This is a genomic window from Pseudomonas khavaziana, assembly GCF_019145205.1.
Lineage (GTDB): Bacteria > Pseudomonadota > Gammaproteobacteria > Pseudomonadales > Pseudomonadaceae > Aquipseudomonas > Aquipseudomonas khavaziana.
Genome location: NZ_JAHSTT010000007.1, coordinates 331,415 through 351,113, shown reverse-complemented (window position 1 = coordinate 351,113; position 19,699 = coordinate 331,415). Strand labels below are relative to the sequence as shown.

17 protein-coding genes and 1 pseudogene are annotated in these 19,699 nt (G+C 63.0%); 4 read left to right on the top strand and 14 right to left on the bottom strand.

The annotated features are described in order from the left end of the window. Positions 1-49: 49 nt before the first annotated feature. The 12 genes and pseudogenes from KVH01_RS19140 to KVH01_RS19085 all read right to left on the bottom strand — a co-directional run bounded on the left by KVH01_RS19140 (position 50) and on the right by KVH01_RS19085 (position 13,805). On the bottom strand, positions 50-1,453 hold the full coding sequence (locus KVH01_RS19140) for an amidase (RefSeq protein WP_217882458.1): 1,404 nt from the start codon (positions 1,451-1,453) through the stop codon (positions 50-52). Then, the gene (locus KVH01_RS19135) at positions 1,450-2,718 is read right to left on the bottom strand and encodes a Zn-dependent hydrolase (RefSeq protein WP_217882457.1); all 1,269 of its coding nucleotides are present in this window, start codon (positions 2,716-2,718) and stop codon (positions 1,450-1,452) included. Before KVH01_RS19135 ends, KVH01_RS19140 begins: the two co-directional genes overlap by 4 nt. 13 nt (positions 2,719-2,731) lie before the next feature. Next, a complete protein-coding gene (locus KVH01_RS19130) occupies positions 2,732-3,427 on the bottom strand; it encodes an ABC transporter ATP-binding protein (RefSeq protein ID WP_217882456.1) in 696 nt (231 codons plus the stop codon). Next, entirely contained in the window at positions 3,427-4,176 is a 750-nt protein-coding gene (locus KVH01_RS19125) for an ABC transporter ATP-binding protein (protein ID WP_217882455.1), read from the bottom strand. The genes KVH01_RS19130 and KVH01_RS19125 overlap by 1 nt, the downstream gene beginning before the upstream one ends. Beyond that, on the bottom strand, positions 4,173-5,183 hold the full coding sequence (locus tag KVH01_RS19120) for a branched-chain amino acid ABC transporter permease (RefSeq protein WP_046068765.1): 1,011 nt from the start codon (positions 5,181-5,183) through the stop codon (positions 4,173-4,175). Before KVH01_RS19120 ends, KVH01_RS19125 begins: the two co-directional genes overlap by 4 nt. Position 5,184: 1 nt before the next feature. Beyond that, on the bottom strand, positions 5,185-6,045 hold the full coding sequence (locus KVH01_RS19115; protein ID WP_003215751.1) for a branched-chain amino acid ABC transporter permease: 861 nt from the start codon (positions 6,043-6,045) through the stop codon (positions 5,185-5,187). A gap of 56 nt (positions 6,046-6,101) precedes the next feature. Further along, positions 6,102-7,303 (bottom strand): annotated as a pseudogene (locus tag KVH01_RS19110) (ABC transporter substrate-binding protein). 226 nt (positions 7,304-7,529) lie between these two features. Beyond that, positions 7,530-8,297: a FadR/GntR family transcriptional regulator gene (locus KVH01_RS19105; protein WP_217882454.1), complete on the bottom strand. Its 768-nt coding sequence runs from the start codon at positions 8,295-8,297 to the stop codon at positions 7,530-7,532. A gap of 108 nt (positions 8,298-8,405) precedes the next feature. Then, positions 8,406-9,152 carry an alpha/beta fold hydrolase gene (locus tag KVH01_RS19100; protein ID WP_217882453.1) on the bottom strand — a complete coding sequence of 249 codons (747 nt, stop codon included), beginning with the start codon at positions 9,150-9,152 and terminating at the stop codon, positions 8,406-8,408. 106 nt (positions 9,153-9,258) lie between these two features. Further along, on the bottom strand, positions 9,259-10,671 hold the full coding sequence (locus KVH01_RS19095) for an efflux transporter outer membrane subunit (protein WP_217882452.1): 1,413 nt from the start codon (positions 10,669-10,671) through the stop codon (positions 9,259-9,261). Next, on the bottom strand, positions 10,664-12,634 hold the full coding sequence (locus KVH01_RS19090; protein WP_217882451.1) for a MacB family efflux pump subunit: 1,971 nt from the start codon (positions 12,632-12,634) through the stop codon (positions 10,664-10,666). The genes KVH01_RS19095 and KVH01_RS19090 overlap by 8 nt, the downstream gene beginning before the upstream one ends. Position 12,635: 1 nt before the next feature. Beyond that, the gene (locus KVH01_RS19085; protein WP_217882450.1) at positions 12,636-13,805 is read right to left on the bottom strand and encodes an efflux RND transporter periplasmic adaptor subunit; all 1,170 of its coding nucleotides are present in this window, start codon (positions 13,803-13,805) and stop codon (positions 12,636-12,638) included. A 255-nt stretch (positions 13,806-14,060) separates the two neighbouring features. On the opposite strand from KVH01_RS19085, the gene KVH01_RS19080 reads away from it, so the two are divergent. The 4 genes from KVH01_RS19080 to KVH01_RS19065 all read left to right on the top strand — a co-directional run bounded on the left by KVH01_RS19080 (position 14,061) and on the right by KVH01_RS19065 (position 18,227). After that, entirely contained in the window at positions 14,061-14,543 is a 483-nt protein-coding gene (locus KVH01_RS19080; protein ID WP_043048772.1) for a sigma-70 family RNA polymerase sigma factor, read from the top strand. 121 nt (positions 14,544-14,664) lie between these two features. Then, positions 14,665-16,002, top strand: a complete 1,338-nt coding sequence (locus tag KVH01_RS19075) for a lysine N(6)-hydroxylase/L-ornithine N(5)-oxygenase family protein (protein WP_217882449.1) — start codon at positions 14,665-14,667, stop codon at positions 16,000-16,002. 174 nt (positions 16,003-16,176) lie between these two features. Continuing rightward, on the top strand, positions 16,177-17,397 hold the full coding sequence (locus KVH01_RS19070; protein ID WP_043048769.1) for a putative DNA modification/repair radical SAM protein: 1,221 nt from the start codon (positions 16,177-16,179) through the stop codon (positions 17,395-17,397). Next, entirely contained in the window at positions 17,394-18,227 is an 834-nt protein-coding gene (locus tag KVH01_RS19065) for a TIGR03915 family putative DNA repair protein (protein WP_217882448.1), read from the top strand. Before KVH01_RS19070 ends, KVH01_RS19065 begins: the two co-directional genes overlap by 4 nt. Before the next feature lie 136 nt (positions 18,228-18,363). Here the strand turns inward: KVH01_RS19065 and KVH01_RS19060 are convergent, their stop codons facing one another. Together KVH01_RS19060 and KVH01_RS19055 are read right to left on the bottom strand one after the other, a co-directional pair. Continuing rightward, positions 18,364-18,861 (bottom strand): Lrp/AsnC family transcriptional regulator, encoded by a 498-nt coding sequence (locus tag KVH01_RS19060; protein ID WP_043048767.1) that lies wholly within the window; start codon positions 18,859-18,861, stop codon positions 18,364-18,366. 4 nt (positions 18,862-18,865) lie between these two features. After that, positions 18,866-19,696 (bottom strand): ABC transporter ATP-binding protein, encoded by an 831-nt coding sequence (locus KVH01_RS19055; protein ID WP_043048766.1) that lies wholly within the window; start codon positions 19,694-19,696, stop codon positions 18,866-18,868. Between the last annotated feature and the right edge of the window lie 3 nt (positions 19,697-19,699).

The window sequence follows — 19,699 nt, the reverse complement described above, 5'->3', positions numbered from 1 at the left end:
GTGCTGATCGAGGAAAGTCATCGAGCCCGAGGTTAAAGTTTCAAGTTCTTCATGTCGGGTTGATCGGCACTTGCAAATGCTCCGTGGGGAACGCCTTTGCGTAGGTTCGACACACACTCAACACCATGTCATCGGCAAACCTTGCACCCACCACATGCAACCCCACCGGCAGCCCATTCGCCGCCAACCCGCAGGGCACCGACGCCGCTGGTTGCTGGGTCAGGTTGAAGGGGTAGGTAAACGGCGTCCATTCCATCCACTCGTTCATCCCTGAACCCGGCGGTACGTTGTGCCCGGCTTCGAATGCGGTAATCGGCATCATCGGCGACACCAGCACGTCGTAGTGCTCATGGAACGCCGCCATGCGCACGACCAGTGCGGCGCGCGCTTCCAAGGCGGCGTTGAAGTCGGCCAGGCTCAGACGCTCGCCCCGTTGCGCAATACGCAGCAGCCCTTGATCCAGCAGTTGCTTTTGCGCGTCGCTCATGGAGCCGGTCAGGCGTGCGGCGCCTGCGGCCCACAGGGTGCTGAACACCTCAAGCGGGTCGCTGAAACCCGGGTCGATCTGCTCGACATGGGCGCCCAATTGCACCAGGCCCTCAACCGCCTGGGCGACGACCTTGGCGACTTGCGGGTCGACATCCACATAGCCGAATGTCGGGCTATAGGCCACGCGCAAGCCTTTCAGATCCGCCCCAGGGGTGAGCCAGGGCGTGGTCCTTGGCGCCCCGATCAGGCCATCACGCACATCCATTTGTGCCACGGTCTGCAGCATCAGCACGCTGTCTTCCACCGTGCGGGTCATGGGCCCCAGGTGCGACAGGATGGTCATGGAACTGGCCGGCCACTGCGGCACATAACCGAAGGTCGGCTTGATCCCGAACGTGCCGGTAAAGGCACAGGGTATGCGGATCGAGCCGCCGGCATCGCTGCCCTGGTGCAGCACACCCAGGTTCAACGCCGCTGCCGCACCGGCGCCACCGGAGGACCCGCCCGCCGTGGTGCGGATGTCCCACGGGTTGCGGGTGATGCCGTACAGCGGGTTGTCGGTGACGCCTTTCCAGCCGAACTCGGGGGTGGTGGTCTTGCCCAGCAGCACCGCGCCGGCCTTGCGCATGAAGTGCGAGAAGGGCGCGTCCACATCCCACGGTCCCTCGGCGGATGAGGTGCGCGAGCCCTTGCGCGTAGGCATGCCGAGGGTCAGGGTCAGGTCTTTGATTGACGCTGGCACGCCATCCAGGGCGCCGCAAGGGGCACCTTTTAACCAGCGTTGTTCCGAGGCCCGCGCCGCGTTCAATGCACCCTCGGGATCGACATGGCAGTAGGCGTTCACCACCGGGTTGTAGCGCTCGATGCGCAGCAACGCATCTTCGGTGACCTCCACCGGTGACAAGCGCTTGTCGCGAAACTGCTGCAGCAGTTGCACCGCTGTCAGTTGGCCAATCTCGCTCATGCCAGATCCCCCTGTGCCGCGTTGACCATGGCCCGCAGCAACACTGCGCAACCTGCCGCGAGGTCATGGGGTGTGGCGTTTTCGATTTCGTTATGGCTGATGCCGCCTTCGCACGGCACGAAGATCATTCCGGCCGGGCCCAGTTCGGCGACGAAAATCGCGTCATGCCCGGCGCCGCTGACGATGTCCATATGGCTCAAGCCCAAGGCGCTCGCAGCCTCGCGCACGGCGTTGACGCAGGTCGGGTGAAAGTCCAGCGGCGGGAAGTCGGCGGTGGGCGTCAGTTCAAAGGTCAAGCCGTGCCGGGCGGCCGTGGTTTCGATCACGCCGCGCACTTCATCGACCATGGCTTGCAGCTTGTCGGCGTGCAGGTGGCGCAAGTCGATGGTCATCTGCACCTGGCCGGGAATCACATTGCGCGAACCCGGGTGCAGGCTCAGGCAACCAACGGTGCCGCAGGCATGGGGTTGTTGCTGATGGGCGATACGGTTGACCGCGCTGACCACCTCGGCGGCGCCGACCAGGGCGTCCTTGCGCAGGTGCATCGGGGTGGGGCCGGCGTGGGCTTCGACGCCGGTGAGGGTCAGGTCGAACCACTTCTGGCCCAGGCAGCCCATGACCACGCCGATAGTGGTGGCCTGGTCTTCCAGTACCGGACCTTGCTCGATATGGGCTTCGAAGTAGGCGCCGACCGGATTGCCCAAAACCGCACGGGAACCGGCATAGCCAATGCGCTGTAATTCGGCGCCTACCGAAAGACCCTGGTCGTCGCGTTTGTCGAGAGTGTCCTGCAAGTCGAACTTTCCGGCAAATACCCCGGAACCCATCATGCACGGCGGGAAGCGCGAGCCTTCTTCGTTGGTCCACACCACCACTTCAATCGGCGCTTGGGTCTCGATCTGCAAGTCATTCAAGGTACGGATCACTTCCAGCCCGGCCATCACCCCGTAGCAGCCGTCGAATTTGCCGCCGGTGGGTTGGGTGTCGATGTGGCTGCCGGTCATCACCGGGGGCAGGGCGGGGTTGCGTCCGGCACGACGCGCAAAGATATTGCCGATGGCGTCGACAGTGACGCTGCACCCGGCCGCTTCGCACCACTGCACAAACAGGTCGCGGGCCTGGCGGTCCAGATCGGTGAGGGCCAGGCGGCACACGCCACCCTTGGCGGTGGCGCCGAGTCGGGCCAGGTCCATCAGCGATTGCCACAGGCGGTCGCGGTTGATCAGCGGGGCGTTGCTCTGCAGTGGTTGCGCAAAACTATTCATGGGCATTCTCCGGTCAGGCACTCAGGGCCAGATAGCGGTTCTTGATCGACGGGTCGGCACGCAAGTCAGCGGCGCTGCCTTCGTACACCACGCGGCCCTGTTCGAGTACGTAATGGCGGTCGGCGAGCTTGTCGCAGACCATCAGGTTCTGTTCCACCAGCAGCACCGGCAGGCCGTCCTCCTTGACCTTGCGCAGGATCTTCACCAACTCGTCGACAATCACCGGCGCCAAACCCTCAGTGGGTTCGTCGAGGATCAGCAGCTTGGGATCGTTCAGCAGGGCGCGGGCGATGGCGAGCATCTGTTGTTCGCCACCGGACAACGCATGGCCGGCGTTTTTGCGCCGTTCCTTGAGGCGCGGGAACATGGCGTAGACGTCTTCCAACTGCCAGCGGCTGGTCTTGCGGGCGGCGATGCGCAGGTTTTCCTCAACGGTCAGCAGACGGAAAATCCCACGGTTCTCCGGCACCAGCGCCAAGCCCTGGCGTGCGATTTCAAAGATCTTCTGCCCCACCAGTGCCTGGCCGTTGAAGTGAATCTGGCCCTGGCGCGGGCAGATGATGCCCAGGATGCTGCGCAAAGTGGTGGTCTTGCCGGCACCATTGCGACCCAGCAGAGTCACCAGTTCGCCAGGGTTGACGGTCAATGACACGCCCTCCAGCACATGGCTCTTGTCGTAGTAGGAATGGATATTCTCGACGATCAGCATCAGGCGGCCTCCCCAAGGTAAGCAGTGCGCACACGCTCATCGGCTCGCACGAAATCCGGCGTGCCTTCCACCAGGATCTGGCCGTGGCTCATCACCGTGATGCGTTGGCTGATGGACATGACGATGCTCATGTTGTGTTCGATCAGCAACACCGTGTGGTCGCGGCCCAGGTCGCTGATCAGTTGGGTCATGATCGGGATATCGTCGATACCCATGCCCGAAGTGGGCTCGTCGAGCATCAGCAGTTTCGGTTTGGAACAGATCGACATGCCCACCTCCAGCACTCGCTGCTGGCCGTGGGACAACTCGCCGGCCAGGGTGTCGGCGCGGGCGGTGAGTTGCAGGCGTTCCAGCACCTGGTCGGCCATCTCCAGGTGTTCGCGCCTGCTGTCCACACGGCGCCAGAAATTCAGGGCGCGCGCACCGTCACGGCCCTGGGCGGCCAGGCGCAGGTTTTCGCGCACGCTCAGGTTCTGGAACAGGCTGGTGAGCTGGAACGAACGCGCCATGCCCAGGCCGACACGGGCGTGGGCCGGTTTGCGCATCAGGTTCTTGCCATCGAAATGCATTGCTCCTTCGGTGGCCTGGCGTTCGCCGGTCAGGCAGTGGAACAGGCTGGTCTTGCCGGCGCCGTTGGGGCCGATGATGGTGTGGATGGTGCCGGCCTCGACCTTGAGGTTGACGCCATTGACTGCATGGAACGCGCCGTAGGCCAGTTCCAGGTTCCGGGTTTCCAGCAGGATGCTCATAGCTCTTGCTCCTTGGTGACGACGGCGGGTTTGCGGCTGCCGCGCACCTTCTCGAACAGCGACGCCAGGCCGCCCCACAAACCACCGCGCATGAAGATCACCACCAGGATCAGGATCACCCCCAGCAGCATCAGCCAGCGCGGCCACAGGTCGGAGAGAAAATCCCCCAGCAGCACGATGGAGCCGGCGCCGAGCAGGGAGCCGAACAGCGAGCCCGTGCCGCCGACAATGGTCATGATCAGGATGTTTTCGGACATCGCCAGGTCGATGTTCGACAGCGGCACAAAATGCAGCAACATGGCGTACAGCGCTCCGGCAATCCCGGTGACCGCGCCGGACAGCACGAACACCAGGATCTTGAAGTGCCGCGTGTCGTAGCCGATGGCCGAGGCGCGGGTTTCGTTTTCGCGGATCGCCATCAGCGTGCTGCCGAACGGCGAAGCGATCACCCGGCGTGCGCCGATAAAGATCAGCAGGAACAGCACCGCGACAAAACCATAGAAGGCCCGAGCGTCGGCCAGCGATAACAGCACGGTGTCACCGATACGGATTTCCGGGCGCGGCACGCTGAGCAGGCCGTTGTCGCCGCCGGTCCAATCGCTCAAGGTGTAGGCGACGAAGTAGGCCATCTGGCTGAACGCCAAGGTCAGCATCACGAAGTAGATGCCGGTGCGACGAATCGCCAGGGCGCCCACCAGCAACGCCAGGAAACCGCCGGCGATGGCGGCACCCAGCAGTGCGGTGAACAACCCCAGTTGCAGGTGAATCATCAGCAGTGCTGCGCAATAGGCACCGGCGCCAAAGAAGATGCCTTGGCCGAACGACAACAGCCCGGTGTAGCCCAGCAGCAGGTTGCACGCCAGGGCAGCCATGGCAAAGATCAGGATCTCGGTGGCCAGGGTGGCCGAGGGCAATAGTAACGGCAGGCCGACCAGCACCGCCAATACCCACAACAGCATGGCTTTGGATTGCGTCTTGGCAAACGGCAGGGGGTTTTTCTCGCTCATGTCAGGCTCTCCCGAACAGGCCGTAGGGGCGCACCAGAATCACCACGGCCATCGCGCCGTAGATCATCAGGCTCGCACCCTGGGGCCAGAGTGTGGTCATCAGGCTTTGCACCACGCCCACCAGCAAACCGCCGACCAGCGCACCGCTGAAGGAACCCATGCCGCCGATCACCACCACCACGAACGCCACCCCGAGAATCTCCGGGCCGACAAAGGGCTGGGCGCCGCGCAACGGTGCGAACAGCACGCCGGCGACACCGGCCAGGGCCACGCCGAGGGCAAAGGTCATGGAGAACAGGCGGAAGATGTTGGTGCCCAGCAGTGATACGGTTTCGGTGCTCTCACTGCCGGCGCGCACCAGGGCGCCGAAGCGCGTGCGTTCCAGCAACAGCCACAGGCCCAGGCCAACCAGCCCGGAAAACACGATGAGGAACAGGCGGTAGTAGGGGTAGACGAAATCCCCCACCACCAGCACACCGCGCAGCAGTTCCGGTACCGCGACGCTCTTGCCCACCGGGCCCCAGATCATCACGCTGGCTTCCTGGATGATCAGTGCGATGCCCAGGGTCACCAGGATCTGGAACATGTGCGGCAAGTGGTAGATCCGTTGGATCAGCAAGCGCTCGATCACCCAGGCCAGTGCGGCGACCACCAGCGGCGCGATCAACAGCGCCAGCCAGAAGCTGCCGGTGAGGCTCACGGCGGTGTAGCAGATGTAAGCCCCCAGCAGGAAGAACGCGCCGTGGGCAAAGTTGACGAAGTTGAGCAGGCCGAAAATGATCGTCAGACCGACCGCGATCAGGAAATAGATCATCCCCAGCCCAAGGCCGTTGAGGATCTGGAACAGATAAAGATTAAGCATGCAGGAACCCTCGGCAGGACGCCGCTTGCGCGGCCCCGCGCTACATATTCAGGGGATCAGCCGAGCGAGCAGCCCGTGGCCTCGACCGCAGGGAACGATTGGCCGGCGCTGAGCACTTTGGCCAGGTCGTCCTTGTCGGCCATGTCGCCGCTGGCCTTGCCGACCAGCAGGTAGTAATCCTTGATCACCTGATGGTCGCCGGCACGGATCGATTCCTTGCCGGTCGGGCCTTCGTAGCTCAAACCTGCATGGCCTTGGCTACAGTCGCGCCGTCGAAGCTGCCGGTGGCAATGATGGTGTCGAGCATGACCTTGGTACTGATGTAGTCGGCGGCCAGCGGGTAGGTGGGGTTGATCCCGTATTTGGCCTGGGTCAGCTTGACCAGTTCACGGTTGAGCGGGGTGTCGACCTGGTGCCAGTACTGCGCGCCGAGGTACACGCCTTCGAGCACATCGCTGCCCAGTTCCTGGAACTGATCGAGGCCGGCCGACCACACCAGCAGTACCTTCATGCGCTCCTTGATGCCGAAGTTCACCGCCTGGCGCAGGGTGTTGGACGACTGGCTGCCGAAGTTGAGCAGCACCAGCACATCGGGCCGGGTGGAAATGGCGTTGGTCAGGTAGCCGGAGAACTCCTGCTCCTGCAGCGAGTGATAGCTGTTGCCGACGTGTTCCAGGCCGTGTTCCTTGAGTACGTTCCTGGCGCCTTCGAGCAAGGCTTCGCCGAATACATATTGCGGGGTGATGGTGTACCAGCGCTTGGCGTCCGGCAGCAGCTTGATCAGCGGCACCATGGTTTCGCGGATCGCGCCGTAGGTGGGCACCGACCAGCGGAAGGTCGCCTTGTTGCAGTCTTTGCCGGTGACTTCATCGGCTCCCACCGGGGTCATGAACACGCCGCCGACCTTGTCGACTTCCTTGGCCACCGCGAGGGCGGAGGAGGACAAGGTGCAACCCTGGAAGAACCGTGCGCCGTCTTGCTGAATCGCCTCCTGCACCTTGCGCACCGCCTTGCCAGCGTTACCTTCGGTGTCGATGACCTTGTAGTTCAGCGGCCGTCCGAGCAGTTCGGGGTGCTGGTCCACTGCCAGGCGCGAACCCATGTCGGCAAATTTGCCATAGCTGGCAAAGGCACCAGACATGGACTTGAGGCCGTAAAAGGTAAAGGGCTCGGCGGCGAATGCCGAACGCACGCTCAGCGGCAAGCTGAGGGCGGCGGCCGCGGTGAGGCTGGCTTTCAATAACGTACGACGCTGCATGGGGTGACTCCCTGGTTTAGTTATTGGCAGGAGCGGCAAGGGCGATACGGTGGTGCAAGGGCCTGTGGGCAGGCTTGTTATTGGGACAACGTGCTAGCTTGGTTGGAACAGGGTCAAACTGTGGGAGGGGGCTTGCTCCCGATAGCGGTGTGCCTGTCGACATCCCTGTTGAATGTGCCGGCCTTATCGGGGGCAAGCCCCCTCCCACATTGGATTGTCGGTGTGCTTAAGAGTGATCGAACTCCAGAAGGAAGTGTGGGCTGACCTGACCTTCAAGGGCGGTCATGTGGTGTTCGGCATCGCACATATGTTCATGCATCAAGCTGCGCACCGCGCCCTCATCACCTGCACGAAAGGCAATCAACAATTGCTTGTGATAGTCGAGGTTGGCCGCGTCGAACTGCTTGCGCTTGGGCTTGTAGGCTTTTTTCAGCACCACCAGGTCGCGCAGCAGGTCGTTGAGAAACTGCGCCATAAAGCTCAGCAGCGGGTTGGGGCAAGCCCTGGCCAGCAGGTTGTGGAACTCCAGTTCCGCCAGGCGCTGTTCGCGCTGGCCGGCTTCGCTGTCTTCGGGGGCGCTGCAGAAATCCACGTTGGCTTGCAAGGCTTGATAGTCGTCTTCGCTCAAGCGCCCAAGTACCGAAACCGCCAGTTCCACTTCGATGACCTTGCGCAATTGATAGACCTGCTCGCCATCCAGATGCTGGAAGTGCAGGTAGTTGCGCAAGGCACGGCTGGCCGGCTCGGTGCCGGCCTGGTTCAGATAGGCGCCACCACTGGGACCGGTGCGCGTGCTCACCAGGCCCTCGACCTCCAGCGCCTTGAGCGCTTCACGGGCCGAGCCCTTGGAGCACTGGAAGCTCTCCATCAGCTCGCGCTCGGTGGGCAGGCGGTCGCCGGGCTTCAAGGCATCGGTGACGATGGAGCGCTTGACCGATTCGACAATCACATCGGAAAGCTTCTGGCGTTTGCGGCGCAGCGGACGAGTCAGCATGGGTGCGATTTATCGTATTAATGCGGATAAATAGCACTTAATAACGATTGAGCTTGAGCGTCAACGCAGGGTGTCGTTTTCGGTGGCAGGAGGTCGTAAATGTGCTGATCAACGCCAGGTGCCGAGGTCAAGGCAACGGGCGGACGGCGGTGGTAGTTTGCCGAAGGCCAGGAAGTCCCCCAGCCAGCGGCTGACACAGCCGTCGGCATTCGACTCCTTGAGCAAGAGTTGCTCGACACCGATGGCCATAGGTTCGCCAGGCGCGGCATTGATCAATACCATGCGCGCCACGCGCTCGGGAAACAGCGCGCCGTAGCGGCTGCCGAGGCGGGTGGCGGTGTCGTTTCCCAGGTAGTTGAGACGTGCCTCGCCGAGTTGCCCGCGTACGAATTCCATGTCTCGTGCGGCTTGCTCGACCGCATTCATCTGCCGCAGGTCGCGGGCGCTCAGTTCGATGACGTCATAACGGTCGACCAGTGTTCGATAGGCGCGGGTGGCAAGGGATTCCCAGCGGCTGGCCAGATGCAGGGCGAAAGGCGCTTCCCTGGCCGGTGAGGGCTCGCCGGCCTGGATGAACACCACGCCCTCGCGGTTGAGCGGTTGCCGTGCGCCGACACGGGTCACGCTCAGGCGTATGTGGCCGCGCTCGGGGGCGGCATGATCGCGGGGCACGCTGACCAGGCCGCATTGGGTACGTCCGACTACCTCGGGGTCCAGGCGCGCCGTCGTGGGAAGGGGGCAGTCCAGCAGCCAGTCGATCGCCGTAGGGGCAATCAAGGGTTCTGCCAGCACCAGGTTGGGTATCAGCCAGCAACCGATGCAGGCCAGGCTTTTTACGAAAACGCTGGGTTTCATCAAGAGGTCCAGGGCAGCCGTGTGATAACGGCTTTTTTACCAAGGACCTCGAGTTGGAAAATGTAAGGTGAAGAAACAACTCGTGTATGAAATAAGAGTTTGTTTATCAGCTTTCGGTGTTCCAACCCCCCCCTAATGCCTTGTACAGGGCGATGCCGGCCTGCAAGCGCGAGAGGCGCAATTGCACATTCAAGTCTTGGGCGGCGTACAGGGTGCGTTGGGTCTCCAGCACCGTGAGCAAGCCCTCGGCCCCGGCCTCATAGCGGCTTTGCGCGATCTGGAAGGCCGCCTGCGCGTGTTGCAGCTCTTGGCTCTGCCATTGGCGTTGCTGGTCCAGGCGGGTGATGCTGCTGAGGGCTTTCTCTACATCGGCAAAGCCGTTGATGATTGCTGCGCGGTAGGTTTGCAGCAGCTCATCCTGGCGCGCGCGAGCCTTGTCGCGCTCTGCGCTTAAACGGCCGTTGTTGAAGATGGGGGCGACCAGGCCGGCAGTCAGGGTGTAGTAGGGGCTGCGCAGGATTTGCCCAGCCTTGTAGGCGTCGGAGCCGAGCGTGGCGCCGAGGGTCACGGCGGGCAGCATGGCGGCACGGGCCACGCTGACATCCGCTTGGGCAGCGGCCAGTTCGGCTTCGGCCTTGGCCAGGTCGGGGCGGCGGCTCAGCAGTTGGCTCGGTACGCCCGGGCCTATGGCTGGCCAGGTGAGCGTCTGGAAGGCTTCACTGCCCAGGTCGAGGGCCTGCACCGGCTGGCCGAGGAGGGCGGCGAGGGTGATCCGTGCTTCTTCGGCCACCTGTTGGATCAGCGGCAATTGCCGTTGCTGGCCGGCCACCAGGCTTTTCTGCTGGGCCAGCTCCAGGGCGGTGGCAGAGCCTGCGTCATAGCGGGTCTGTACCAGGCCGAGGACGTTGCGCGCATTGGCCAGGTTGAATTCGGCAATCTGTTGGCGTTGCTGTGCGGCCAGGGTTTGCGCATAGCGGTCGGCCACATTGCTGAGTAAGGTCAGCTCCACAGTGGCCTGGTCCGACTCACTGGCGCGCAGGCTGTAGAGTGCGCTGTCGCGGGCGGCAGCGCGGCCACCCCAGAAGTCCACTTCATAGCTGGCGCTGAAGTTGGCGCCGAAATTATTCACCGTTTCGTCGCTTTGCGAGGCGTCCAGGTCCGGCCCGCCCTGGCCGCGCAACAGCCTCTGGTGACTGCTGGCGAGGTTGAATTTCACCTCCGGCAACAGCGGCGCGCCGGCGATCACTGCCGTGGCCTGGGCCTGCCGCACCCGGGCCATGGCGGCAGCCACGTCGAAACTGTCGCGCCGGGCCTGATCGATCAGGCGGTTCAGCGCCGGGCTGCCAAACTGCATCCACCAGCGCTGGTTGGTGGCCTGGGTCGCCGCGCGTTCGGCGTATTGCCAGGCGGCGGGCGGGGCGATGCCGCTGTCGAGTGTGGGCGGGTTGCCGGTACAGGCACTGAGCAACAGGCACAGGCTGAACGCTGACAGCTGCGCGGGAATGGATCGATTATTCACTGGTCAACGCCTTAACCGGATCGAGCCGGGCAGCTTTACGGGCCGGCATAAAGCCGAATACGACGCCGGTGACCAGTGCACAGCCAAATGCGCCGAACACGGCCACCAGGGAAAACTGTACCGCCACATCGGCCAGCACCAGCACGCCGCCGACCAGCAACGCCAGGGCGATACCGAACAGGCCGCCGACCACCGAGAGCATCACCGCCTCGGTGAGAAATTGGCGCAGGATGTCGCGCTGCCGCGCGCCGGTGGCCATGCGAATGCCGATTTCGCGGGTGCGCTCACGCACGGTCATCAGCATGATGTTCATCACGCCGATACCGCCTACCAGCAAGGAAATTGCGGCAATCGAGCCGAGCATCAACGACAGTGAGTTCTGGGTCCGCGCTTCGGCCTGGATCATCGCGGCGTTGTTGGTCAGCTCGTAGTCACGCTTGCCGTTGTGCAGCTTCAACATCAGATGGTCGATCGCCACTTCGGCTTCATGCACCTTGCGCGCATCGGTGGTGCCAATCACCACGTATTCGGGGTTATAGCTGCCGAACAGGCGAACACTGGCGGCGCTATAGGGAATGGCGATACGGTCGTCACTGTCCTTGTCGCCGGAGCTGGAGCCTTTTTCCGCGAGCACGCCGATCACCTGGAACGGCACATTCTCGATCAGAATGTACTGGCCGATCGGGTTGGGCACGTCCTTGAACAGTTTCTGACGGATGCGCGCGCCGATCACTGCGACCGTGGCGGCAGCCTGTTCGTCGGCCTCGGTGAAGTAGCTGCCCTCGACCACCGGCCAGTTGAAGAGGTGCGGGAAGTTGGTGTCGTTGCCACCCACGTAGGCCATGTAGTCGACATTGGCGAAGCGCACGCCGGCTTCGGCGCCGTTGACCGGCATGATGCGCTTGACCTGGGGCAACGCCGCCAGGGCCTCGACATCCTTGAGGGTCACGATACCCGATGGCGTACGCGGGTTGGGCGAAGAACCGCTGAGGTAGATGATATTGGAGCCGAACGCGCCCATCTGCGCCATGACCTGGCGCTTGCTGCCTTCGCCCACTGCCAGCATCACCACCACCGACGCCACGCCGATGATGATCCCCAGCAAGGTCAGGGCGGTGCGGAAGCGGTTGACCCACATCACCCGCCAGGCGGCTTGCACCGCGTCCAGCAACTCGGCCTTCCATGCGCCGTTGTGCTCGGCGCCGTCGGCCAGCCGCTGGCGCAGGTCCACGGCATGCAGGGCGCCGGCCGCCAGGGCTGGCTTGACCGTGCAGGTGTCGGCCGAGTCGCTGATGATTTGGCCGTCGCGGATCTCGATGATACGGTTGGCCCGCGCCGCCACTTCGCGGTCGTGGGTGATCAGGATGACCACATGGCCCTGGCCCGCCAGTTCGTCGAGCAGGGTCATGACCTCGGCGCCGCTGTGGCTGTCGAGGGCGCCGGTGGGTTCGTCGGCGAGGATGATATGGCCGCCGTTCATCAGGGCACGGGCGATGGATACCCGTTGCTGTTGCCCACCGGAAAGCTGGTGCGGGCGATTGCCGGTGCGTTCAGCCAGCCCCAGGCGGGTGAGCAGGGCATTGGCGCGGGCCTGCCGTTGGGCAGCGCTGATGCCGGCATAGATCGCCGGCATCTCGACGTTTTCCTGGGCTGAGCCTGAGGGAATCAAATGGTAGCCCTGGAACACAAACCCGAAGGCTTCACGGCGCAGCCAGGCCAGCTCGTCGCTGCCCAGGTGGGCGACGTTTTCCCCGGCGAACAGGTAGTCGCCTTCCGTCGGGCGGTCGAGGCAGCCAAGGATATTCATCAGCGTCGACTTGCCGGAACCGGAGGCACCGACAATGGCGACGAATTCCCCGGCATGGATCGCCAGGTCGATGCCGCGCAACACGTCGACCTGCGGGCTGTCGCCGCCGCCGTAGGATTTGCAGATGTGCTTGAGTTCGATCAGCGGCGTGGGCACGTCAACCCCCACTGCTGTCGGAAGGGCCGATCAGCAGGTGATCGCCCTCATTGAGACCCTCGAGCACCTCGATGCGCAGGCGGTCGCTGATACCCAGGCGTACTTTGCGCTCCTCGATGGCGCCGTTTTTCGCCACGACCCGGGCGATTTGGGTGTCTGCGCCGGGCGTGCCCTGCAGGGCGGCGACGGGCACGGTCAGGGTGTCCTTGACTTGGCCGGCGACGAAAAATACCTGGGTGGTCATTTCCGCCATCAGCGCGTTATCGGCGTTGTCCACGTCCAGCAGCACGGTGTACAGCACCACTCGGCCGGTCCCGCTCTTGCCGGAGCTGCTCGGGCTGCCGCTGCCCTGGGTTTCGTTCAGGGGCTTGGGCGGGATCGGCAGGATCTGGCGCACGGTGCTGGCCCAGCGCCGGCTGCCGCCGCTCAACGTGGTGAAATATGCACGCATGCCGGGTTTGACGTGGCCGATATCGGCTTCGGACACTTCGGCCCAGACGGTCATCGGCGACAGCTTGGCGATGCGCAGGATCAGCGGGGTTTGCTGTTGTGCGTTGAGGGTCTGGCCGAGCCGCGCATCCACGGCCACCACGGTGCCGGTCATCGGTGCATAGATGCGCGTGTAACCCAATTCGGCCTCATCGCTGCGCAGGCTGGCCCGGGCCTGGCGGATCTGGGCCTGGAACATGTCGACCCGGGCCTGGGTCGCGCTGAGTTCGGCCTGGGCGGTCTGCACATCTTCTTCGCGAGTGGCATTACCGGCGCTCAGGCGCTGCTGGCGCTGATACTTCTGGCGGGCCAACGCGTGCTGGGCTTTTTGCTCCTGCAATTGGGCCTCGAGGTTTTCGATGGCGTAGCGGCTGGCGTCGAGCTTGGCTTGTTGCGTCGAGGGGTCGATCTCCACCAGCAACTGGCCTTCCTTGACCTGGTCGCCAGCCTCGACATGGATCTTGCGGATCTGCCCGGAGGCCTGGGCGCCAACATCCACATACCGTCGCGGTTGCAGGGTGCCCAGGGCGGTGACGCTGTTTTCGATATCGCCACGGGTCACGGTGACGGTGGCCAGGGCGTCGCGGCCCGGTGCCAGGCCCTGCCAGGTGGCGAACGCAACGATGGGAATCAGGCACGCTACCGCTAGCAGGGCGCGTCGGGCAGGTCGAGGGCGTTTCATGGGTAGGTTCCAGCCAGGAAAGATCGGGGCGCAGTTGCGCAAAGCTGACAGTTAAACGAGAAAAAGCCCCGGGGATTTAGGCTGTTACACACGCAGAAACAGGTCTGCGGAGAAAAAAAACCTGCGTTGATGCAAGACTTCTTTAAAAGTAGATGAGAATTACTATAAATTGCACGCACTCAAACTGCCATCATCGATGGGCTCGTTCCTGCACGGACGGGCATCGTCAGCACCACGGCCATGGGGCCAGGAGTCATGTTGGAAAACTACTATCGCGAGCTGGTGTGTTTCCTCAACGCCAAGCTGGGCAACCGTCAGGTGGCCGAAGATGTGGTGCATGACGCTTATGTGCGGGTGCTGGAGCGCGCCAGCGATACCCCGATCGAGCAGCCCCGTGCGTTTCTTTATCGCACGGCCTTGAACCTGGTGATTGACGGCCATCGACGCAATGCCTTGCGTCAGTGCGAACCCCTTGAGGTGCTGGACAGCGAAGAACGTTTCGCCCCTTGTTCGCCCCACACCAGCCACGACCAGCGCCAACGCCTGGAGATGCTCGAACGCGCCCTGGCCGAGTTGCCGGCCGCCTGTCGCGACAGCTTCCTGCTGCGCAAGCTCGAAGGCTTGTCCCACCTGCAGATCGCCGCGCGCCTTGGCATTTCCCGCAGTCTGGTGGAAAAACACATCGTCAACGCGATGAAGCATTGCCGGGTGCGCATGCGCGAGTGGGAAGCGCACTGATCAGCTGTTGGTTAAATTTTATTTCACTGTCCTCGTTTCCTATCAACACACGGCCGGTTGTTCAGGCCATGAAAGGTATTCCCGCCCCCACCGCCAAGGGGCTTATCCAGAGGACACTGGAATGACACAGGTAATTGCTTCGCCCGCGGTTCATGACCTGATCGGGATCGGTTTCGGCCCCTCGAACCTGGCGCTGGCCATCGCCCTGCAGGAACGTGAAAAGGCCCAGGGCAAGCTGGACGTGCTGTTTCTCGACAAGCAAGCCGACTACCGCTGGCACGGCAACACCCTGGTGACCCAGAGTGAACTGCAGATTTCCTTCCTCAAGGATCTGGTAACCCTGCGCAATCCCACCAGCCCATATTCCTTCGTCAATTACCTCAAGGCCCATGACCGCCTGGTGGACTTCATCAACATGGGCACCTTCTATCCGTGCCGGATGGAGTACAACGACTACCTGCGCTGGGTTGCGGGACAGTTCCAGGCACAAGCCAGCTACGGTGAGGAAGTGCTGGCCATCGAGCCGATCCTGCACCAGCAGCAGGTCGAGGCGTTGCGGGTGATCTCCCGCGATGCCCAGGGCGAGCAGCATGTGCGCACCACCCGCTCGGTAGTGGTCAGCGCCGGCGGCACGCCGCGTATTCCCGAGGCGTTCAAGGCGCTCAAGGACGATACCCGCGTGTTCCACCATTCCCACTACCTGGAACGCATGGCCAGCCAGCCCTGCGTGAACGGCAAGGCCATGCGCATTGCGGTGATCGGCGGCGGCCAGAGCGCGGCTGAAGCGTTTATCGACCTCAATGACAGCTTCCCGTCGGTGCAGGTCGATATGATCCTGCGCGGCTCGGCACTCAAGCCGGCCGATGACAGCCCGTTCGTCAACGAAGTGTTTTCGCCGGCCTTCACCGACCTGGTGTTCCAGCAAGTCGGTGCCGAGCGCGAGCGCCTGGTTGCCGAATACCGCAACACCAACTATTCGGTGGTGGACCTGGACCTGATCGAGCGCATCTACGGGATTTTCTACCGCCAGAAAGTCTCCGGCATCGCCCGCCAGGCATTCCGCACCATGACCGTGGTGGAGAAAGCCACCGTCGGGCCGCTGGGTATCGAACTGGTGCTGCGCAACAACGCCACCGGCGAAACCAGCCTCAACCATTACGACGCGGTGATCCTGGCCACCGGCTACGAGCGCCAGATGCACCGCGAATTGTTGGCGCCGCTGCAGGCCTATATGGGCGATTTCGAAGTGGCCCGCGACTACCGCATCGTCACCGACGAGCGCTGCAAGGCCGGCATCTACATCCAGGGCTTCAGCCAGGCCAGCCATGGCTTGAGCGATACCTTGCTGTCGGTGCTGCCGATTCGCGCCGATGAGATTGCCGCGTCGTTGTATGAGAACGATCGAAACCATGACAAGGGCCGTTCGGTGCAGGACCTGCTGCTGGCCACCGCGAGCTGAGCGGCCCCTCTGTAGGAGCGAGCTTGCTCGCGAAGAACGTCAACGATAACGCGTCCTGTCTGGATTAACGCGGCGCTCTTGCGGTCTTCGCGAGCAAGCTCGCTCCTACAGACGGCACTTGTGACAATGTGTGGCTATTGATACTGTACAAAAAACCAGTATCGGTAGCCCGCCATGCAGTTGATCGAAAAACTCAGCATCCTCGCCGATGCCGCCAAGTACGACGCGTCCTGCGCCAGCAGTGGCGCGCCCAAGCGCAGTTCCGAGGGCAAGGCTGGGCTGGGTTCCACCGATGGCATGGGCATCTGTCACAGCTACACACCCGACGGGCGCTGCGTGTCGTTGCTCAAGGTGTTGCTCACCAACTTCTGCCTGTACGACTGCCAATACTGCGTCAATCGCCGTTCCAGCGACGTGCCTCGTGCGCGTTTCAGCCCGGAAGAGGTGGTGACCCTGACCCTGGATTTCTACAAGCGCAACTGCGTCAGCGGGCTGTTCCTCAGTTCCGGCATCATCCGTTCGGCCGACTACACCATGGAGCAACTGGTGCGGGTGGCCAAGCTGCTGCGCGAAGAGCATGACTTTCGTGGCTATATCCACCTCAAGACCATCCCCGAGGCCGACCCGGCGCTGATCGCCGAGGCGGGGCGCTATGCCGACCGCCTCAGCGTGAATATCGAATTGCCCACCGATGCCAGCCTGCAAACCCTGGCGCCGGAGAAACAGATCGTCTCGATCAAGCAGGCCATGCAGACCATCTACACCGGCGAGCAGACGGTGCTGAACGAACCCCGTGCCCCGCGTTTCGCCCCGGCCGGGCAGAGCACGCAGATGATCGTTGGCGCCGACGACACCGATGACAGCACCATCCTCCACGGTGCAGAGGCGTTGTATGGCAATTTCAAGCTGCGCCGCGTGTATTACTCGGCGTTCAGCCCCATCCCCAACAGCCCGAAAAGCGTACCCTTGGCCGCGCCGCCGCTGATGCGCGAGCACCGCTTGTACCAGGCCGATTTCCTCCTGCGCAGCTACGGTTTCAGCGCCAACGAACTGTTTACAGGCCCCGGCCACCTGGCCCTGGATATCGACCCCAAGCTGGCCTGGGCCCTTGAGCACCGAGAGGTGTTCCCGCTGGACCTGAACCGCGCCGAGCCGACCCTGATTGCGCGTATTCCCGGCATCGGCCTGCGCACCACCCAGCGCCTGGTGGACCTGCGCCGCGAACGCAAGATCCGCTTCGAAGACCTCGCACGCATGCGCTGCGTGCTGGCCAAGGCCAAGCCGTTTTTCATCACCAGCGACTACCACCCGCAACAGGCCGACAGCACCAGTGTGTTGTTGCGCGAACAACTGCGTGACCGTCCGCAGCCGCAACAGATGGGGCTGTGGGGATGATCAGCCTGGAATGCGACAACCTGTTCAGCACCTGGCGCGAACAGGCGCGCTGGCTGCTCAGCCATCAGGTCGACCCCAGCCAGGTGAGTTGGGGCGAGGTGCAGGCGGCGGATCTGTTCGCCACCGATGAACCGATCCCGCCGGGGTTGGGGCCGTTTCAGGCGCGCATACCCAAGGCGCTGTTGCAATTACTGGAGTCCGCCGCCTGTTATCACGGTGATCAACGCTGGAGCCTGTTATATGAAGTGCTGTGGCGGGTCAGCCACGGTGATCGCACGGCCATGCTCGCGGGGGACAAGCTGGGCAGCGAATTGCAGCGGCGCATCAAGCAAGTCAGCCGCGAAGCCCACCACTTGCACGCGTTTGTGCGCTTCATTGCACTGCCGGCCGGGGCCGGGCCGCAACTGCCGGAGTACGTGGCCTGGCATGAGCCGGCCCATGACATTCTCAAGAGCGCCAGCGAGCATTTCATCGGGCGTATGGGCCGCCATCGCTGGATGATCGCCACGCCCCTGGACGGGGTGTATTACGACGGCGAGCAACTGATTCATCAGCGTCAGTGCCCCGAGGCCTGGCGGCAACTGGCACAGAATGTCGAAGATCCTCACAGCGCGATGTGGTTGACCTACTACAGCCACATCTTCAACCCGGCGCGGCTGAATCCCAAAGTGATGGAAGGGCATTTGCCCAGCCGCTTCTGGAAGAATCTGCCCGAGGGCAAGTTGATACCGGGGTTGATCAGCGAGGCGCGCACGGGCAAGCAGAAGGATGGGCAGGCGAAGCTTGTTGGGGCAAGGCCTGGTAAGAAAATCTTAAGTGGGCATGGCTAAAAATGTGGGAGAGGGCTTGCTCCCGATAGCGGTAGGTCAGTGATAGATGAGCTGACTGACACACTGCTATCGGGAGCAAGTCGAATCGTCGCACCGCCCCTCCCATATTTGTTCTTCTGTGACTGGGGTAAGGGGCTCAGGCCAGTTCGGTCGCAGTGTTCTTGACCACCGCCAACTCCGGATGCGCCACCAACTTATCAATGTGCAACTCATCATTGTTCAACCAGGTCTCGGTCAGCACCCGGTAATGTTCCATGTCCCGGCAGCGCATGCGCAGGCTGTAGTCGAACGGCCCGCTGATCAGTTGGCATTCGAACACCTGCGGGCAGGCCTTCACACAGGCTTCGAAGGCCTTTTGCGCCGAACGCCCGCTCTGGTTGGACAAGGCCACCAGCACCAGCAGCGACAGCCCCGGCGAGACCATCTGCACGTCGATGATCGCCCCATACCCACGGATCACCCCGCGTCGCTCCAGCTTGCGCACCCGCTCCAGGCAGGGCCTTGGGGTGAGGTGCACCAGCGATGAGAGCCTTTCGTAGGTGATACGCCCCTGGTGCCGCAGCACGTCGATGATCGCCTCGTCGATGCGATCCAGCGCAGGGGAAGAATGGGGTCCGTTGGCCTTGGTATCCATGGGTTCACTTCAAACGGTTGGAAAGAAATTGCTGCAAGCGTTCGCTGTTGGGATGGTCGAGGATCTCGGCGCCGCCGTGTTCCTCGACCCGGCCCTGATGCAAGAACAGCACTTGGCTGGACACCTGGCGGGCAAAGCCCATTTCGTGGGTGACCATCAGCATGGTACGACCTTCCTCGGCCAACGTCTGTATGACTTTGAGGACTTCTCCTACAAGTTCTGGGTCGAGGGCAGAGGTCGGCTCATCGAACAGGATAATCTCCGGCTCCATTGCCAACGCCCGGGCAATCGCCACGCGCTGCTGCTGGCCACCGGACAGGAACGCCGGGTATTGGTCCGCCACGCGGCTTGGCAGGCCAACCTTGTCCAGGTACAGGCGTGCGCGTTTTTCCGCCTCGGCGGCGCTCACGTCCAGCACCCGGCGCGGGGCCATGGTGATGTTTTCCAGCACGGTCATGTGGCTCCACAGGTTGAAGTGCTGGAACACCATGGCCAGGCGCGTGCGCAGGTTTTGCAGTTGCGCCTGATGCGGCGCGCGGCTGCCGGCGCGGCCTGGCTGCATCTGGATGCTGATGCCATCCAGGGTGATCACCCCGGCGTCCGGCTGTTCGAGAAAGTTGATGCAACGCAGCATGGTGCTCTTGCCCGAGCCGCTGGCGCCGATCAGGCTGATCACATCGCCCTGGCGCGCATTGAGGGATACGCCCTTGAGCACTTCATGTTCGCCGTAGCGTTTATGGATGCCTTCGACTTGCAGCTTGATCGCGGCAGTTGCAGCGTTGGTCACGGGTACATCCACCGGATAAGCGGCCAGGGCCTGCGCGGACTGATTCATGGG

Bases quoted from the DNA above. Each gene is read 5' to 3' on its own strand.
- KVH01_RS19100 (WP_217882453.1), bottom strand. From the start codon at position 9,152: ATGAAACCCAGCGTTTTCGTAAAAAGCCTGGCCTGCATCGGTTGCTGG.
- KVH01_RS19115 (WP_003215751.1), bottom strand. From the start codon at position 6,045: ATGCTTAATCTTTATCTGTTCCAGATCCTCAACGGCCTTGGGCTGGGG.
- KVH01_RS19130 (WP_217882456.1), bottom strand. From the start codon at position 3,427: ATGCTGATCGTCGAGAATATCCATTCCTACTACGACAAGAGCCATGTG.
- KVH01_RS19070 (WP_043048769.1), top strand. From the start codon at position 16,177: ATGCAGTTGATCGAAAAACTCAGCATCCTCGCCGATGCCGCCAAGTAC.
- KVH01_RS19125 (WP_217882455.1), bottom strand. From the start codon at position 4,176: ATGAGCATCCTGCTGGAAACCCGGAACCTGGAACTGGCCTACGGCGCG.
- KVH01_RS19085 (WP_217882450.1), bottom strand. From the start codon at position 13,805: ATGAAACGCCCTCGACCTGCCCGACGCGCCCTGCTAGCGGTAGCGTGC.
- KVH01_RS19055 (WP_043048766.1), bottom strand. From the start codon at position 19,696: ATGAATCAGTCCGCGCAGGCCCTGGCCGCTTATCCGGTGGATGTACCC.
- KVH01_RS19105 (WP_217882454.1), bottom strand. From the start codon at position 8,297: ATGCTGACTCGTCCGCTGCGCCGCAAACGCCAGAAGCTTTCCGATGTG.
- KVH01_RS19120 (WP_046068765.1), bottom strand. From the start codon at position 5,183: ATGAGCGAGAAAAACCCCCTGCCGTTTGCCAAGACGCAATCCAAAGCC.
- KVH01_RS19080 (WP_043048772.1), top strand. From the start codon at position 14,061: ATGTTGGAAAACTACTATCGCGAGCTGGTGTGTTTCCTCAACGCCAAG.
- KVH01_RS19135 (WP_217882457.1), bottom strand. From the start codon at position 2,718: ATGAATAGTTTTGCGCAACCACTGCAGAGCAACGCCCCGCTGATCAAC.
- KVH01_RS19065 (WP_217882448.1), top strand. From the start codon at position 17,394: ATGATCAGCCTGGAATGCGACAACCTGTTCAGCACCTGGCGCGAACAG.
- KVH01_RS19075 (WP_217882449.1), top strand. From the start codon at position 14,665: ATGACACAGGTAATTGCTTCGCCCGCGGTTCATGACCTGATCGGGATC.
- KVH01_RS19060 (WP_043048767.1), bottom strand. From the start codon at position 18,861: ATGGATACCAAGGCCAACGGACCCCATTCTTCCCCTGCGCTGGATCGC.
- KVH01_RS19140 (WP_217882458.1), bottom strand. From the start codon at position 1,453: ATGAGCGAGATTGGCCAACTGACAGCGGTGCAACTGCTGCAGCAGTTT.